Origin of the sequence: Streptomyces sp. NPDC006743 (genome assembly GCF_040703815.1) — a bacterium.
Classification (GTDB): domain Bacteria; phylum Actinomycetota; class Actinomycetes; order Streptomycetales; family Streptomycetaceae; genus Streptomyces.
On record NZ_JBEYJA010000020.1, the window covers coordinates 1 to 15,362 of the forward strand.

Below are 15,362 nucleotides of genomic sequence, written 5' to 3' on the forward strand. Positions count from 1 at the left end.
CCCCGAGATCACCTACCGCTCCACCGCGGTGACCGTCGCCGGACCCGACCGCTGGACGGTCAGCGGCGAGCTGACCATGCACGGCGTCGTCCGCCCGGTCGACCTCGACCTCGCCTACCTCGGCACCGGCGCCGACCCCTGGGGCGGCACCCGCGCCGCCTTCCGCGCCACCACCGAACTGCGCCGCGAGGACTTCGCGATGAACTACAACCAGGTCCTCCAGGCGGGCATCGCCGCCATCGGCACCACCCTGAAGGTCGAACTCGACATCCAGGCCGTCCAGGGCGCCGCCCTCCCGGCCGGCTGACCTCCCCGCGCGCCCGGCTGACCTCCCCGCGCCCGGCTGGCCCTCCCGCGCCCGGCCGGCCGAGGCCGTCCGCACGCCGGCCCGCTCGGCACGGTCCAGGGGCGCGGTGCGAGGGCCAGGTCCGTGGCGGGCGCGGAAGCCGCCGCCGATGTCGTGGAGGAGGAGGCGGTGCGGCTGGTGTACCGCCCGCAGCCCGCCGACACACTGGTCGGCCTGCGGGTCCGGGCGCGGATCAAGCGCGCCCGCTCGTCAGCGGTGACCGCAGGCCGGCGCCGGGGCGTGCCCCTTTTCCTCACCTGAGCCGGTCCGAGACCCCGACGGGTTGATCGACGGGTGTGCGCTGCGTACGCTCGCCGGATGACGCATGACGACCTTCCGGCACTCGAACTCGCCTTCCCCGGGCCGGAACGTGACCGCGGTGTGGCGGCGATCGTGAGCGGTCGCAAGACCGCGCTCACGGGCCTCCTGGAGATCTACGAGCACGCCCGGGAGCCGGTGCCGGCGCCCGGTCAGCGGTTCTCGGTGCTCGATTCCGAAGGCCGTCCCGCCGTCACGATCGAACTCGTCGACGTGCGCGTCGTCCCCATGAAGGAGATCGACGACGACTTCGCGCTGGCCGAGGGCCGCGGTTACTCCGGCGTGGCCGAATGGCGGGCGGCCCACGAGGAGTTCTTCCGGAGCGAGGGCGTGAGCGAGTACCTGGGACGCACCCCGGTCGTCGACGACGACACGCTCGTCGTCGCGGAACGCTTCCGCGTGGTCGAACCCGGCGAACCGGCCGGTGACCCGCGGCCGTAGCGCCGCCGTGACCACCGTCCCGCGAGCGTTCCCCCTCAGCCGGCCCCGCCGCCTCCCCGGCCGCGAAGACGGACCACCGCGGCGCAGGCGAGACCGGCGAGCGGGAAGGCGGCCAGCAGCGCCAGCAGCGTGACCGTCACGGTGCGGCCGGGGAAGAGGGACAGCAGGGGTGCGGCGCCGTGCAGCGACCGCCGCAGGAACGCGCGCGGCGGAAGGCCCAGCGTGTCGACCTCGACCCGCAGGCTGAACGCCCACGACAGCACCAGCCCGAACACCGCCGCGCCCAGCGACGAACCGAGCAGCGACACGATCCGTGCCGACCGGGAGCCCCGCAGCGCCGGCCGCCACGCCAGGGCCGCCAGGGCCGTCCAGAGCACGCACGCACAGCTCAGCAGGGTCAGCAGCCCCCACCACGCGACGCGCGTCGGCAGCGGCAGCCGGAAGATGTACGGCCCCAGGAAGGCGTCCTGGTCGGTGAGGAGACCCGCGGCCGTCATGCCCGCGCCCACGGCGACACCGAACGACTGGGACCTGGCCAGCGGGCGCGGGCCCTGCCGCGCGAGCAGCGTCCGCCACACACCCAGGGTCACCACGGCACCGGCGGGGACGACCGCCGCGGGCAGGGCCGTCATGGCCTCCAGGGGGAACGACCGCATGGCCGGGGGCACTCCGAGGTGCGCCAGGCCAAGCGAGACCTTCTTGAGCACCGGTGCCCAGGTGAGGCCGATGGTGAGACCCACGCCGAAGCACTGCCACACGCTCGGGGCCAGCGCCACCGCGGGATCGGCGATGGCCCGGCGGCGTGCCGCGGGCACTGGATGGAAGGCGAGCAGACGGCGCAACCGCGGCCACCCCCATGGCGTGTGGCGGTCGCTCGCCCCGCGCTCGCCGCCGCCCTGGGCCGTCTCGGCGGCCGTGAGCACCGCGAGCAGCGGTTTCCCGCTGCCGTTCCAGTGCGCCGCGCGGACGTCGGCGAACAACTCCCGTTCGCGCAGGACGGCGTTGTGGTTGAGGAGCACCACGGCCGCCAGGGCGATCAACTGCCCCCAGAATCCGGCCCCGCCCAGCGGTGACCGGTCGACGCCGTCGACCTTGTCGTGGAAGAGGAGCAGGAGGGGGAGGAGCAGAACCCCCACGAACACCCGCCAGAGAATCACCGTCAGATAGCTGACGTCGAGGTCGCCGCCGCGGACGTGGGCGAGTTCGTGGAGCACGATGGCCCGGAACGCGGGCCGGTCGGTCCGGGCGAGCGCCAGCAGTCCCCGGTTGAGCACGACGCGGCGGGCGCCCACGTGTCCGAAGGCGAGGCCGCCGATCCCGGGGTTGAGCGGGTCGGCGAGAAACCGCACCCGGACGCCGGCGGTCCGCGCCAGGCGGGAGAGTTCCCGGCTCAGCTCCGGCATCCGGTCGATCCGGACGAGGCCGCGGCGCAGGATGATCACGTAGGGCGTGAGGGCGTACAGGAGCAGGCATCCGGCCCCGGTCACGACGAGGACGGCCAGTTCCGGCGGGACCGGCAGCGGGTTGGGCGGAATCACGCACTCGTCGTGGTACGCCAGGAACGTGGCCAGTTTGCTGTTCGCGTCCGGTCCCCGTACGGCGGCGAACAGCATCGCCCTGCAGCGGCTCGACGTCATGAGCGGGCTCGGCGGCACGGACTCGGCCAGCAGGGCGGCGAGGTCGGCGGCGGCCGCCACGACACAGACGGCCATCAGCACGAACCGCGGCCACAGCGCACCAGGCACCGCGAAAGGATCGGCGGCCGCGACGGGCCGCCGGTTCACTCCCGCACCTGCCGGCCCATCGCGAGCCGGCCCACGATGGCCGCCGCCATCAGCTCCGCCTGCGTGTGCTGCACGCCCAGCCTCTTCGCCTCGCGGTAGGCGACATCGCAGATCTCGCGCAACACGGCCTGGTCCAGCGCCACTTCGTCGGTCGGAAGACGGCCGGCGGCCCCGCCCCCGGCCGCATCCGCCCCGGCTGTCCCGTCACCACCACCCGCCTCGGCACCTCCCGGGGTATCTCCCGCCGCGCCGTCGCCCGTCTCGCCGTCGGCGGCCCCGGTGCCCTGACCGCGCTGACCCGGGCGCAGCTTGTCAAACAGACGCTTGATCCACTCGCCCAGCACTCCCGACGATTCCTCGCGGGCCGCCTGCACCGTCTGCGCCGCCAGGAAGGTCACGACCGCCTGGGTCGTTCCCAGGGCGGTCATGGTCAGCGCCGACACCGACTCACCCAGGCCGAAGCCCAGCATGTCGTCGGTCCTCCGGTTCCGCCGGCCCCGCCGCGGCCGCCGGAAGTACACCGCGGCCGTCGTCTCCAGCAGCCAGAGTTCCTCGGGAGCCACCGCCTCGACCGCGTACCGCGCCAGCAGGACGACGTCCTCCCGCCCCCACGTCCGTCCCATCGCACCCCCGGATCCTCGGTCACGGATTGCCGGCGGGACCGCCCCGCCCGGTGAGGTCCGACGGATACCGACGGTTCCGAGGGAGCCCGACGGTCCGACGGAACCCGACGGTCCCGACGGAACCCGACGGTTCGACGGAGCTCGACGGTTCCGAAGGCGCCCGACCGGTCCCCACGATCCCGACCGATCCCCACGGATCTCAACCGGTCACCATGGAGCCCACCGGAGCAGAACGGATCATCCGACCGCAGTCATAGTGCGGTACGCCGCCGGGACGGCGCAGCCGTTTCACCGAAGACCGGCCTGATCCAGCTCAAGACCGGCAAGGCGCGCCCGCACGCGCACGAATAGGTGACGGGCTGCCGGATTCTCGGCGGTGGTGCGGGGGCCAGGTGTGGTGCGGGGGCCAGGTGTGGTGATGCGGTGGGCGGTCAGGTGTTCTCGGCGGCGGCCGGGGCGGCCCATTCGACGAACTGGACGATCACGCCGTTGGGGTCGGCGACCTGGAAGAGGCGTTCGCCCCAGGGCTCCTCACGCAGCGGCATGACGATCTCGACGCCCTCCGCGCGCAGCCGCTTCTCCTCCTGTTCGAGACCGGTGGTGGTGAAGGCGAGGATCAGGCCGGAGGCGCGCTGGTCGCGCTGGTCGGCCGGCAGCACCTCGGTGCCTCGGGCGAGCAGGACGATGTCCACCGCGGCGTCGTCGCGCGACAGCGAGGCGAATCCCTCGGCGGCGGCCTGCTCGACGTAGCCGAGGTGGGTGGTGAAGAACCGCTGGGACGCGGCGACGTCGTCGACGGTGAGCGAAACGGTGGACGCGGTGATGTGCAAAGTGCTTCTCCTCATGGGGTCCGCGGGCGAGGGGACGGGTTTCCGGGACGGACGAACGGACGGTTCGCAGGGCCCACCCGCTCTTCACTCGGAAGAACTTACGACGGGCGTAAAATTAGCCCGGTACACCTCGGGGTGTCAATATAAAAATGCTACGAGGGTAGGATTGCGCCATGCCTACTGACGCACACCCCTCCGAAGCCGCCGTGCCTCCCCCTCCTCCCGTCGGCCTGCGGGAATCCAAGAAGCAGGAGACCCGGCAGCTCATCTCCGACGTGGCCACCGGCTTGTTCCTCGCCCAGGGGTTCGACCGGACGACTATCGCCGAGATCGCCGCCGCCGCGCGGGTGGCCAAGAAGACGGTGACCAACTACTTCCCGCGCAAGGAGGACCTCGCCCTGGACCACCAGGACGTCTTCGTCGCCTCCCTGGCCGCGACGGTGAACGGCCGTCAGCCCGGTGAGCCGGCCCTGTCGGCCCTGCGCCGTGCCTTCGCCGACGCGGTCGCGGACGCCGACCCGGTCGCCGGGTTCTCCGGCCCCGCCTTCGCCCGCATGGTCGCCGACAGCCCGACCCTCTCCGCCCGTCTGCGTGACCTGCACGACCTGCGGGAGGCGGCTCTGGCCGACGCGTTGGCGGACGCCACCGGCGCACCTCGCGGCGACGTCACCCCCCGCACCGCCGCCGCCCTGCTCGGCGCCGTGCACCGCACCCTGTTCCAGCGCATCCAGGAACTCACCCTCACCGGACAGGACAACGCCCGGATCTCGGCCACCGTCACCGCGGAGGCGGACAGCGCCTTCGGCCTGCTGGAGCCTTCGCTCGCCACCTACGCCGCAGCCTGAGCCGGGCGCCGGCGCCGTCTGCCGGCGCCGCCCGCCGGCTCCGCACCGCCCTCGCCGCCCCGGCTCCGGGGCCTGAGAACGCTCACCGTCCTCACGGCCGGCTGGGTGCGGCTCGCCCCGGTGGCTCGCGGGCCGCCTTCACGCGCTGACCTGCCTTCCGGCGTCGGTCGGCCCTCAACTCGCCCGGAAATGAAGCGACTTGAGGAACTGAACGCCCCTGCGCGCCGGTTTCTTCGCGGCGCCGGCCTTTTCCGGCGGGCTGCTCAGCCCCCTCTTCTGCGGCTGAGGCATCGCGCGCGCCCGCCTCCCCTTCCCGCTCCCTCTCCGCGGCTCGCGCCACCAGTGCGGTGCCGGCCCGCTCCTGTCCTCGGTGGACACCTGTTCCCGCGCGCCTTCCCGGCCGAGGCCGCGCCTGCCTCTCGTATACCCCCGGGGGTACCTCCGTCCCTCTGTTATGGTGGTTCGCAGATACCCCCGGGGGTAATGGAAGGAAAGGAGTCGCAGCCGTGTTCTTCGTCGACACCCTGGAGATCGAGGGCCTGGGAAACCGCAGCTACCTGGCCGGCGGTGCCGGAACCGCGCTGGTGGTGGACCCGCCGCGCGACATCGATCAGGTCATCACCGCGGCCGCCCGGCGCGGGGTGCGCATCGTCCTCGTGGCCGAGACCCACGTGCACAACGACTACGTCAGCGGCGGTCTGGAGCTGGCCCGCGTGACCGGGGCCCGCTATCTGGTGCCGGCCGGCGCGTCCGTGGCCTTCACCCGGACACCGGTCACCGACGGTGACACGTACGCGGTCGACGACGGCCTGACCGTGCGGGCGATCGCCACTCCCGGCCACACCCCGCACCACACGTCGTACGTCCTCGCCGAGGGCGGCCGAGAGGTCGCGGCGTTCACCGGCGGGTCCTTGCTGATCGGCACCGTGGGCCGCCCCGACCTGGTCGACCCCCGGCTGACCGGAGAACTCGCCCGTGCCCAGCACTCCTCCGCGCACCGCCTCGCCGACGAGCTGGACGACGAGGTCGCGGTGCTGCCCACCCACGGCTTCGGCAGCTTCTGCTCCGCCGCCCCGGCCGAGGGCGCGGCGACCACGATCGGCCAGGAGCGCACCGGCAACGCCGTGCTGACCCAGGACGTGGACACCTTCGTCGCCGGGCTCCTGAGCGGACTGGACGACGTTCCGGCCTACTACGCGCACATGAGCCCGGCCAACGCCGCCGGTCCGGCGCCGGTCGACCTCACCGCGCCGAAGCCCGCGGACGCCGAGGAGATAGCCTCCCGGCTGGCGGCGGGGGAGTGGGTGGTGGACCTGCGCAACCGCGTCGCCTTCGCGCAGGGGCACGTCGCCGGATCCGTCAACTTCGAGGGCGACGGCAAGCTCGCCACCTACCTGGCCTGGCTGATGCCCTGGGGTAAACCGGTCACCCTTCTGGCCGAGACGTCCGAGCAGGTCGCCGAGGCGCAGCGCGAGCTGGTCCGGGTCGGCATCGACCGCCCGGCGGCCGCCGCCACCGGCGAGCCGGCCCACTGGATCCGCCCGGGCGAGCGGCTCGCCTCCTTCCCGCGTGCCCGCTTCGCCGACCTCGCCGCTGCGCGCGAGCGCGGCGAGCCGGTGGTGGTGCTGGACGTGCGGCGCGATGCCGAGCGTGCGCGCGGATCCGTCGCCGGATCCGTCCACATCCCGGTCCACGCACTGCCCCAGCGCATCGGTGAGGTGCCGGACGGGGTGGTGTGGGTGCACTGCGCAGGCGGTACGCGCGCGGCGACCGCCGCGTCCCTGCTCGACGCGGCGGGCCGTGCCGTGGTCGCGATCGACGACGCCTTCGACGCCGCCGCCGAGGCGGGACTGACCGCACCCGCGCCGGAGAGCACCGGCTGAGCGACGTACGCGCACCGGACACCACGAGCACAACCGCACGACAGGCCACAGAGCGCCCACCCCAGGCACCCCAGGCACAAACGCACCACAGGCAACCCGAGGCGCAGGCGCACGTGCGCCGCGCCGCAGCACCCGCACCACCCGCACGGAGTGATCAACCGATGTTCCCGTTTCCCCGCCGCGGCCCCGGCCGCCTCACCCCGGAACAGGCCCACGAGCGAACCAGTGACGGACGGGCGGTACTGCTGGATGTCCGCGAGACGCCGGAGTGGGACGCCGGTCACGCGCCGGACGCCCTGCACCTGCCGCTGAGCCGGCTGGCCGCGGTGACCGGTCTCCCGTCAGCGGTACGCGGCAGGCCGGTCGTCGCCGTCTGCCGCTCCGGCCGCCGCTCCCGGCGGGCCGCCGAGATACTCGCGGCCAGGGGTGTGGACGCCACGGACGTCACCGGTGGCATGACCGCCTGGGCCCGAGCGGGCCTGCCGGTCGTCGACGGCGGCGGCAAGAGCGGTGTGGTGGCGTGAGCGCGCTGGTCCTGGCCCTGATCGCCGGCGCGGTGGTCGGGCTCACGCTCGGCGCGCTCGGCGGGGGCGGCAGCGTCCTGGCGGTGCCCGCGCTGATCTACCTGCTCGGCTTCACCCCGGCCGCCGCCACCACCGCGAGCCTGATCATCGTCGCCGTCACCTCGCTCAGCGCCCTGTACGCCCACGCCCGTACCGGCAGTGTGCGGTGGAGGGCCGGCGCCCTGTTCGCGGCGGCCGGGCTCCTGCCCGCCGCCGCGGCCGGCGCCGGCGCCGCACGGCTGCCCCAGCCGGTGCTGACCGCGGCGTTCGCCCTCGTCGCCGCCCTCGCCGCCGTGCGTATGCTCCGCCCCGCCCGGACGACCGCCACCGGCACGACCGCCTCCGCGGCGACCGCCGCAGGGACGGCGGTCGCCCGGCCGGCCCTCGCCCGGCCGACCGCCGGACATACGACCGCCGGCCGCACGACACCGGCACGGACGACCGCCGAGGGCACGCCGGTGGAACGGACGACCACTGCCCGCACGACAGCGGAACGGACGGCCGCCGAGCGTACGACGGCGGAACGGAGGAGCGCCGAGCGTGCGCAGGCGGTGCGGCCGGCGAGGGTCGCGGGTGCCGGGGCGGGGCTGGGCGCGCTGACCGGACTGCTCGGGGTCGGCGGCGGCTTCCTCGCCGTGCCCACCCTGGTCACGGTGCTGGCGTTCGAGATGCCGTCCGCCGTCGGCACCAGTCTGCTGGTCACCTCCGCCAACTCCGTGGCCTCGCTCGCCACCCGCGGCGCCACCACGGCCGGCGTCGACTGGGCGGTGATCGCACCGTTCACCGGGGCCGCGATCCTCGGCGCCTGGGACGGCAGACGCCTGGCCGCCAAGGTCACCGGCGCCCTGCTGCGGCGGACCTTCGCCGTCCTGCTCCTCGCCGTGGCCGCGTTCATGCTCCTCGACGCCCTCACCTGACGGCCGCTGCCGCAGCGGCGCGGCACCGCTTCGTCAGGCCAGCGACAGGAACAGCTTCTCCAGCCGGGCACGCATCTGCTCCCGGTCCTCCGGCGCGGCCATGTCCGCATCGGTCAGGCAGCGCTGCAGTCCGGTGGCGATGATGGCGAAGCCCGCCCTGTCCAGCGCACGGGAGGCGGCGGCCAGTTGCGTGACCACGTCCTCGCAGTCCCGCCCCTCCTCGATCATCCTGATCACCCCGGCGATCTGGCCCTGCGCCCGGCGCAGCCGGTTGACCACCGTCTTCAGTTCCTCGGCCGCCATCGCCAGTTCCACCACGAGCCACACCCTTTCTTCATACCCCTGCGGGTATTCTATCGAAGGGGTGGACCCCAGAAGAGCAAAGGAAAGCCCCCATGGCATCCCCCACTGCCCCCACCGCCCTCAGCGCCGCCCAGGCGCACGCCCGCCTGCGGGAGTTGACGGTCGTCGACGTCCGTACGCCCGGCGAGTACGCCGCCGGTCACCTGCCCGGCGCGCACAACGTCCCCCTCGACCGCCTGGAGCAGGCCCTGCCCGCGCTGAAGGCGGCCGCCGAGCGCCGAGACCTCCTCGTCGTCTGCGCTTCCGGCGCCCGGTCCGCGACCGCCGCCCAGCGGCTCTCCGCGCAGGGCGTGCCCGCCGCCACCCTCACCGGCGGCACCGGCGCCTGGCAGCGGCTCGGCCACGACCTCCACCGTCCCGCCGGCGCCCGCACCCCCTGGGCCATGGACCGCCAGGTCCGCCTCGCCGCCGGTTCCCTCATCCTGACCGATCTGCTGGCCGCGCGGGGCCGGCGCAGGGCCCGCCTGCTCTCCGCGGGCGTGGCCGCCGGCCTGGTCCTCTCCGCCGTGACCGACACCTGCGGCATGGCGAAGATCCTCGCCAGGCTCCCGTACAACCAGCCCCGGGCCGCCGACCTCGACGCCACGCTCGCCGCCCTCACCGGCTGACACCCGCGGTCCCCCCGGCCGCCCCGGCGCACGCCGGAGCGCACCGCTCCCCCACCACGGGACCGGCGCGCCGCCCGCCGGAGCCGGGGTGGCAGGGGGAGCGGGGGGTGTTCAGGCGGTGCGCGGCCGCGTCCGGGTGCGCCCGGTGGCAGGGATACGGCAGCCCGCGCCTGGGCATGCACTCTGCGAACTCGCTTGATCGCACTACGTGTTCAGTGGAGGGTGAATGGCACCCGGGGCTTCCGTCAGGCACCTCGCCTGCATCATGGACGGCAACGGCCGCTGGGCCCAGAACCGCGGGCTGGACCGTACCCACGGCCATATGGCCGCCCGCTCCGCCTTCGACGCGATCGTGGACGGAGCCCTGGGCGAAGGCGTGGAGTGGCTGACGCTCTTCGCCTTCTCCACCGAGAACTGGGCACGCCCGGAAGAAGAGGTCTCCTTCCTGGTGCACTTCCTCGCCGAACGCGTGATCAAGCGGAGCATGTCGCGCCTGCACCAACGCGGTGTACGCCTTCGTCTGCTGGGCTGGGAGGACCCCCGCATCCCCGTCGACGTGATGGACCGGCTGCGCGAAGCCGAGGAACTCACCCGGCGGAACACCACACTGCACCTCACCCTGGCGTTCAACTACGGGGGACGCCGGGACCTGTGCGAGACCGTGCGTTCCCTGGTCTCCCAGGGCGTCACGCCGGAGAGGATCAGCCCCGACACCTTCGCCCGGCACATGGCCCTGCCCGAACTGCCCGACGTCGATCTGCTCCTGCGCACCGGCGGCGAGCACCGGATCTCGAACTTCCTGCTGTGGCACTGCGCCTACGCCGAACTCGTCTTCCTCGACGTGCTGTGGCCCGACTTCCGCGCCCCGCACTTCCAGCACGCCCTGGAGCTGTACCGGCAGCGCCAGCGCCGCTTCGGCACCCTGGGACCCGCCACCACCCCCGGCCCGGACCGTCCGGCGGACGACGGGGCCGCCTGGTCCGGCGCCGACGGCCGCCCCGCCCTTCCCGCCGCCCCCGCCCTTCCGGCCGTCCCCGCTCTTCCCGCCGTCCCGGACCGGCCCGGCCGAACCGGCCCGGCCGGCCTGCTCGGTCTGCCCACGACGATCGCCTCGCACCTGGGCAACAGCCTGCTGAACGGCCTGAAGGAGACCGCCCGCTTCGCGCTGCTGCACATCTCCGACGACCACGGGCAGAGCCACGGACCGGAGCCATGGTGAGCAGGCCGCTGCCCGGCCTGCTCACCCAGCCCGGGACCGGTCCGCCGCGGGTCCACGCCACCCGTGCCGGCCCGGAAGCCGGGCGGACACCCCGCGGGTGCGGGCCCTGCCGGCCCACACCCGCGGCAAGGGCCGTGCGGTCCCGGCCGCCGTGCAGGAGGCCGTCGACTACGCGGATCCGGCGGTCCGTACGGTCCGCCGCCGCACGCTGACGGTCCTCTTCCGGACCAGGGGCGTTCGCGAACACCAGGGCGCCGGCCTGCTCCGCGGCCTGCTCCGCCCCGGTCTCCCGCGGCACCCGCGGCCCACCACCGCCCCCATGGGCCAGGGCGCCGTGCGGACCGGCCAGCACCGCCCCCCTGGGCCAGGGCGTCGTGCGGACCGGCCAGCACCGATTCGATCGGGCCTGACCCTGACCCCTGCTCCGCGCCCGGCTCCCTCATGCTCCCGGCCGTCCCGGCTCACCCGTGGAGACGGCCATGCGCAGCCGCCCGTGCAGGACGCGCAGCAGGCCGTCGAGGAGCGGGCCCGCACAGAGACGCAGCGGGAGGGAGACGGGGTGGCGGGTCAGCAACGCGCCGCGGTGTTCCACGGTGTTCATCACCTGGTGCTGGAAGACCAGCCCGGGCCGGTAGAGCAGTTGGTACTCCGGACCCTGCCGGGCGAAGGCCTCCTCCGCCGCGGTCAGGGCGGTGCGGGCCTCACGGCAGGCGTGGGCCAGCAGTTCCCGCACACCGGGCGTGTCACGCCCGGCTTCCAGGTCGGTCCGGGTGACACCGAAGCGGACCAGATCCGCCAGCGGCAGGGTGAGCTTCCCGCCGCGCAGGTCCTTGGCGAGGTCGGCGAGGTCGTCCGTGCGCTGGACGGCCTCGGCGTGCGCGCGGGCCGCGGGGACGGGCGGCTGGGGGGCCTCGGGCAGCACCGCCGCATGGAGCAGGCGGGTGAGCGGCATGTTGATGCGCTCGATGTACTGCCGGTAGTCCTCCTGGGTCGGGTACTCGGTGTAGGTGATCTGCTGGGCCTGGCCCGCCAGCAGGGTGTGCACGTCCGCGTGGCACAGCCCGCGCGCGGCCACGGTGTGCAGGAAGGCCCGCAGGAACGGCTGCCCGGCCCGGCCGGTGACCAGCCCCCGCCGGACCTGATCGTTCCACTCGTACAGCGGTCCGGGGTCACGCTCGGCGACCGGCGCGTCGGCCAGGTGGTCGCCGTGCAGGCCGAAGGCGACGACGGCGAGCAGGTACGGCTGCCAGGCGGCGGGCAGGAAGAGCCGGGTGGGCGCGTACCACAGGGGGAAACGGCGCATCGCCGTACCGGCCGCCGCCGTGTAGTCGTCCCGGAGCCGGGAGCCGCGCAGGCCGGCGGCGTTCAGCACGTGTCCCCAAGGGGTGAGCCCCTGGGAACGGGCGACGCGGGACAACGGCTCCCAAGGCGTCGGCATGACAGGCTCCCTCCCCGCGCCGCGTGCCGCACACGCGCAGGCGCTCTCGGAACGGGTGGCGCGAGCACCACCCGGGTAGGTCACTTCGCAGCATCAAGCACTCACGGAACGTGTTCACTTGGAGGGTGGATGCCCACGAACGCCCCTCGGCATGTGGCCTGCGTCATGGACGGCAACGGCCGCTGGGCCCGGCAGCGGGGACTGGCCGCCGCGCACGGGGACCTCGCCGCCGCCCACGCCGTCGGAGCGCTGTGGGAGACCGCCGAGGAGGAGGGCATCGAATGGCTGACTCTCCTCGTCCCCGCCGACAGGCCCGCGGCGCCCGCGGACCAGGGCGCCGGCTGCCCGCCGCACCTCCTCACGCAGCACGTCCTCGGCACAGCCCTGGAACGTCTGCACGACGAGGGCGTACGCGTACGTCTCCTGGGAGCCGCCGGCCCCGGTCCCGCCGAGGAGATCCGCCTGCGGCTGCGGGAGGCGGAAGAGCTGACCCGGCGCAACACGCGGCGCAACCTGACGATCGCCCTCGACGACGGCGGCCGGAAGGACACCCTGGACGCGGCACGCGAGCTGGTCCGCCGCCGTGTCCCGGCCGACCAGGTGACGGAGGACTCCTTCCGCCGGTACATGCGGTACCCGGAGCTGCCCGACGTCGACCTGTGCATCCGCACCGGAGGCGACCACCGGCTCCCGAGCCTCCTGCTGTGGCACTGCGCCGACGCCGAACTCGTCTTCCTCGACGTGCCCTGGCCGGACTTCCACCCCGACCATCTGCGCTACGCCCTGGCCCTCTACCGGCAACGCCGCCTCGACCGGGCCCCCGCCGGCCGGAGTGCCGCCGCGGCCGCCCGCGGTCCCGGCGAGGCCCCCACCGGCCCCGCCCCGCGCCCCGCCCCGGACCCGCTGGCCGGCCCCGGTCCCCGCCCCGGCGAAGACCTGCTGCCCAAGCTGCTCAGCCTCCCCCGCGCCCTCGCCGGCCGCCTGGGGCTCGTCCTGCTCGACGGCCTGGAGGAGACCAGGCGCCACGCCACCGCCGAGACCACCGGCCGCGCCCCGACGCGTCGCACCTGACACCGCGCGACGGCCGGGGGAGCCGGGGGGCCGCGCGGGGCTACGGCGTCAGCACGATCCTGCCGAAGACCTCACCGGCGTCCGCCTTCCGGTGCGCGAGCGCGGCTTCGTCCAGGGGCAGCAGCTCGTGCACCACCGCTTCGATCTCACCGCGGGCGGCCGAGGCGAACAGCTCGCCGCGCGCGGCCCGCAGGCCGGCCGGGGGGACCGTGGCCGCGCTGAAGGCGGCGAAGGACATCGACTTCTGGAACGCAGTCATGATCCTCGTGCCGAAGTCGGCGGGCGGCGGGCCTCCGACCGCGCCGACGGCCACCATGCGGCCGTTGGGGTTGAGCCTGTCGAAGAACGACGGCATGTCCTTGCCCGCGACCACGTCGATGATGACGTCGTACCCCTCCGAAGCCGCTGCCGCCGCTCCCCGAGCCGCTGCCGCCCCCTGAGCGACTGTCCCCTTCCGAGCCGCCCCGCCGTCCTGATCCGCCGCCCCCTCCAGAGCCACCGCTCCTTCCATAGCCCCTGCTCCCTCCAGAGCGCCCGCCCCCTCCGAGGCCACCGCTCCCTCCAGGGCCCCCGCCTCCTCCGGAGTCGCTCCCCTCTCCCGCACCTCTGTCCCGCTCTCGCCGGAACGGTCCAGCACGAGGGTCGCGCCGAGCCGCCGCAGGCGTTCGCCCCGCTCCGCCGACGAGGTCGTGACCGCCACCGCGGCGGCGCCGGCCCGGGCGGCGAGCTGGACGGTCATGATCCCGATGCTGCCGGCCGCGCCGCGCACGAGGACCCTCTCGCCGGGTGCGAAGTGAGCGTGCCGCAGCCCGAAGTGGGCCACCGCTCCCGCACTGCCGAGGGTCACCGCCGCCGCGGCGGACAGACCGGCGGGCAGGGGCAGAACCTGCTCGACCGGCGCGAGGGCCCGTTCGACGTAGCCTCCGCCGGTACCGGTGAAGCCCCAGACCCGCCTGCCGATCCATGACGCGTCCACGCCGGCACCGACCGCGGTGACGGTGCCCGCCACCTCGCCGCCGGGGATGTGCCCCTCGGTGAAGCCGTAGGAGGCCAGCGCACCGGACCGGATCAAGGTGTCGACTCCGCCCACGCCCACCGCCTCGGTGGCGATCACCACCTGCCCGGCGGCAGGCACGGGCTCGGGCAGCTCGACCACGGCCAGCCCCTCGGGGCCGCCGAACGTCCGGATCTCGATCGCCTTCAAGGTCAACTCCCTGTTCCCGGACCGCCCAGCGCGGTCCGTCTCCAGCGCCCGCCGGCACTCCTCGCCCCGGCTGCGGCGCCGGGAAGCCGCCCGGCGCCGCGGCCCGGCATCCGAGCCGCACGAGCCGCGTCCCACCGACGCCTCGGACCGTAACGGACGCCCCCGTCCGCCTGGCTAAAGTGAGAGCGGTGACCGACGATCTGCCTCACTCGCTGCGCTCGGACGCCCGGGACAACCGCGCGCGCGTTCTCGAAGCGGCCCGGGAGCTGTTCTCCGCCGACGGCCTGGACGTGCCGATGCGGGAGATCGCGCGGCGCGCGGGCGTGGGGCCCGCCACCCTGTACCGCCGCTTCCCCACCAAGCAGGCGCTGGTCGCCGAGGCCTTCGCCGACCAGCTGAACGCGTGCCGCGCCATCGTCGACGAGGCGTGCGCGGAGCCGGATCCGTGGCGGGGTCTGTGCCAGGTGATCGAGCGCGTCTGCGAGCTGCACGCCCGGGACCGCGGCTTCACGGAAGCGTTCCTTTCGAGTTACCCGGACACCGTCGATGTCGCCGCGGGCCGCGAGTACACGGTGGGCGCGGTCGCCGCGCTGGCCCGGCGGGCCAAGGAGACGGGACGTCTGAGGTCCGACTTCGTCCTGGACGACCTGATCCTCGTCCTCATGGCCAACAAGGGGCTCCGTGCCGCCTCGGCCGCCACCCAGGTCGCGGCCTCCCGCCGCTTCGCCGCACTGGCGATCCAGGCGCTGGAGACCCGCCCCCGGCAGGAGCCCCTACCGCCGGCGGCACGACTCGTCTCCGCCGAGCCGCGAGGAACCTCCCGCTGAGGGCCGTCTCCGCCGAGCCGCGAGGAACCTACCGTTGAGCGCCGTCTCCGCCCTGGCCCGGGCCCTCCGCCACCGGGGACGG

The 15,362-nt window shown here is 74.4% G+C and carries 17 protein-coding genes; 11 read left to right on the plus strand and 6 right to left on the minus strand.

All coding sequences use genetic code 11. From position 1 onward, the window contains the following. The 3 genes from ABZ719_RS18280 to ABZ719_RS18290 all read left to right on the plus strand — a co-directional run. The coding region (locus ABZ719_RS18280; RefSeq protein WP_366726197.1) for a YceI family protein at window positions 1-307 on the plus strand (307 nt) is incomplete at its 5' end. A 123-nt stretch (window positions 308-430) separates the two neighbouring features. After that, on the plus strand, window positions 431-607 hold the full coding sequence (locus tag ABZ719_RS18285; protein ID WP_366726198.1) for a hypothetical protein: 177 nt from the start codon (window positions 431-433) through the stop codon (window positions 605-607). Between the two features lie 57 nt (window positions 608-664). Further along, on the plus strand, window positions 665-1,105 hold the full coding sequence (locus tag ABZ719_RS18290; protein ID WP_366726199.1) for an ASCH domain-containing protein: 441 nt from the start codon (window positions 665-667) through the stop codon (window positions 1,103-1,105). A 35-nt stretch (window positions 1,106-1,140) separates the two neighbouring features. On the opposite strand, the gene ABZ719_RS18295 is transcribed toward ABZ719_RS18290, so the two are convergent. From ABZ719_RS18295 to ABZ719_RS18305, 3 genes are all read right to left on the minus strand, one after another. Then, complete coding sequence (locus tag ABZ719_RS18295) at window positions 1,141-2,850, minus strand: M48 family metalloprotease (protein ID WP_366726200.1); 1,710 nt, start codon at window positions 2,848-2,850, stop codon at window positions 1,141-1,143. Between the two features lie 35 nt (window positions 2,851-2,885). After that, a complete protein-coding gene (locus ABZ719_RS18300; RefSeq protein WP_366726201.1) occupies window positions 2,886-3,512 on the minus strand; it encodes a hypothetical protein in 627 nt (208 codons plus the stop codon). A 431-nt stretch (window positions 3,513-3,943) separates the two neighbouring features. Continuing rightward, window positions 3,944-4,342: a VOC family protein gene (locus tag ABZ719_RS18305; protein WP_366726202.1), complete on the minus strand. Its 399-nt coding sequence runs from the start codon at window positions 4,340-4,342 to the stop codon at window positions 3,944-3,946. Window positions 4,343-4,515: 173 nt separating this feature from the next. Here ABZ719_RS18305 and ABZ719_RS18310 point away from each other — a divergent pair, with 173 nt between their 5' ends. The 4 genes from ABZ719_RS18310 (at window position 4,516) to ABZ719_RS18325 (ending at window position 8,550) form a co-directional block, all read left to right on the plus strand. Next, on the plus strand, window positions 4,516-5,187 hold the full coding sequence (locus ABZ719_RS18310) for a TetR/AcrR family transcriptional regulator (RefSeq protein ID WP_366726203.1): 672 nt from the start codon (window positions 4,516-4,518) through the stop codon (window positions 5,185-5,187). A gap of 506 nt (window positions 5,188-5,693) precedes the next feature. Then, window positions 5,694-7,070 (plus strand): MBL fold metallo-hydrolase, encoded by a 1,377-nt coding sequence (locus tag ABZ719_RS18315; protein WP_366726204.1) that lies wholly within the window; start codon window positions 5,694-5,696, stop codon window positions 7,068-7,070. A 161-nt stretch (window positions 7,071-7,231) separates the two neighbouring features. Further along, window positions 7,232-7,594: a rhodanese-like domain-containing protein gene (locus ABZ719_RS18320; RefSeq protein ID WP_366726205.1), complete on the plus strand. Its 363-nt coding sequence runs from the start codon at window positions 7,232-7,234 to the stop codon at window positions 7,592-7,594. After that, window positions 7,591-8,550, plus strand: a complete 960-nt coding sequence (locus ABZ719_RS18325; RefSeq protein WP_366726206.1) for a TSUP family transporter — start codon at window positions 7,591-7,593, stop codon at window positions 8,548-8,550. Before ABZ719_RS18320 ends, ABZ719_RS18325 begins: the two co-directional genes overlap by 4 nt. Before the next feature lie 33 nt (window positions 8,551-8,583). Here the strand turns inward: ABZ719_RS18325 and ABZ719_RS18330 are convergent, their stop codons facing one another. Next, the gene (locus ABZ719_RS18330) at window positions 8,584-8,865 is read right to left on the minus strand and encodes a metal-sensitive transcriptional regulator (RefSeq protein WP_366726307.1); all 282 of its coding nucleotides are present in this window, start codon (window positions 8,863-8,865) and stop codon (window positions 8,584-8,586) included. A gap of 80 nt (window positions 8,866-8,945) precedes the next feature. Here ABZ719_RS18330 and ABZ719_RS18335 point away from each other — a divergent pair, with 80 nt between their 5' ends. Both ABZ719_RS18335 and uppS (ABZ719_RS18340) read left to right on the plus strand, forming a co-directional pair. Beyond that, on the plus strand, window positions 8,946-9,521 hold the full coding sequence (locus tag ABZ719_RS18335) for a rhodanese-like domain-containing protein (RefSeq protein WP_366726207.1): 576 nt from the start codon (window positions 8,946-8,948) through the stop codon (window positions 9,519-9,521). Between the two features lie 226 nt (window positions 9,522-9,747). Then, the gene (gene uppS / locus ABZ719_RS18340) at window positions 9,748-10,740 is read left to right on the plus strand and encodes a polyprenyl diphosphate synthase (protein WP_366726208.1); all 993 of its coding nucleotides are present in this window, start codon (window positions 9,748-9,750) and stop codon (window positions 10,738-10,740) included. A gap of 439 nt (window positions 10,741-11,179) precedes the next feature. Here uppS (ABZ719_RS18340) and ABZ719_RS18345 read toward each other — a convergent pair whose 3' ends face one another. Then, window positions 11,180-12,178 carry a squalene/phytoene synthase family protein gene (locus tag ABZ719_RS18345; protein WP_366726209.1) on the minus strand — a complete coding sequence of 333 codons (999 nt, stop codon included), beginning with the start codon at window positions 12,176-12,178 and terminating at the stop codon, window positions 11,180-11,182. Between the two features lie 129 nt (window positions 12,179-12,307). Between ABZ719_RS18345 and uppS (ABZ719_RS18350) the strand changes: the two genes are divergently transcribed. Beyond that, complete coding sequence (gene uppS / locus ABZ719_RS18350; RefSeq protein ID WP_366726210.1) at window positions 12,308-13,249, plus strand: polyprenyl diphosphate synthase; 942 nt, start codon at window positions 12,308-12,310, stop codon at window positions 13,247-13,249. Window positions 13,250-13,289: 40 nt separating this feature from the next. Here the strand turns inward: uppS (ABZ719_RS18350) and ABZ719_RS18355 are convergent, their stop codons facing one another. Further along, entirely contained in the window at window positions 13,290-14,453 is a 1,164-nt protein-coding gene (locus ABZ719_RS18355; protein WP_366726211.1) for a zinc-binding dehydrogenase, read from the minus strand. 188 nt (window positions 14,454-14,641) lie between these two features. On the opposite strand from ABZ719_RS18355, the gene ABZ719_RS18360 reads away from it, so the two are divergent. Next, on the plus strand, window positions 14,642-15,280 hold the full coding sequence (locus ABZ719_RS18360; protein WP_366726212.1) for a helix-turn-helix domain-containing protein: 639 nt from the start codon (window positions 14,642-14,644) through the stop codon (window positions 15,278-15,280). The last annotated feature ends 82 nt before the right edge of the window (window positions 15,281-15,362 follow it).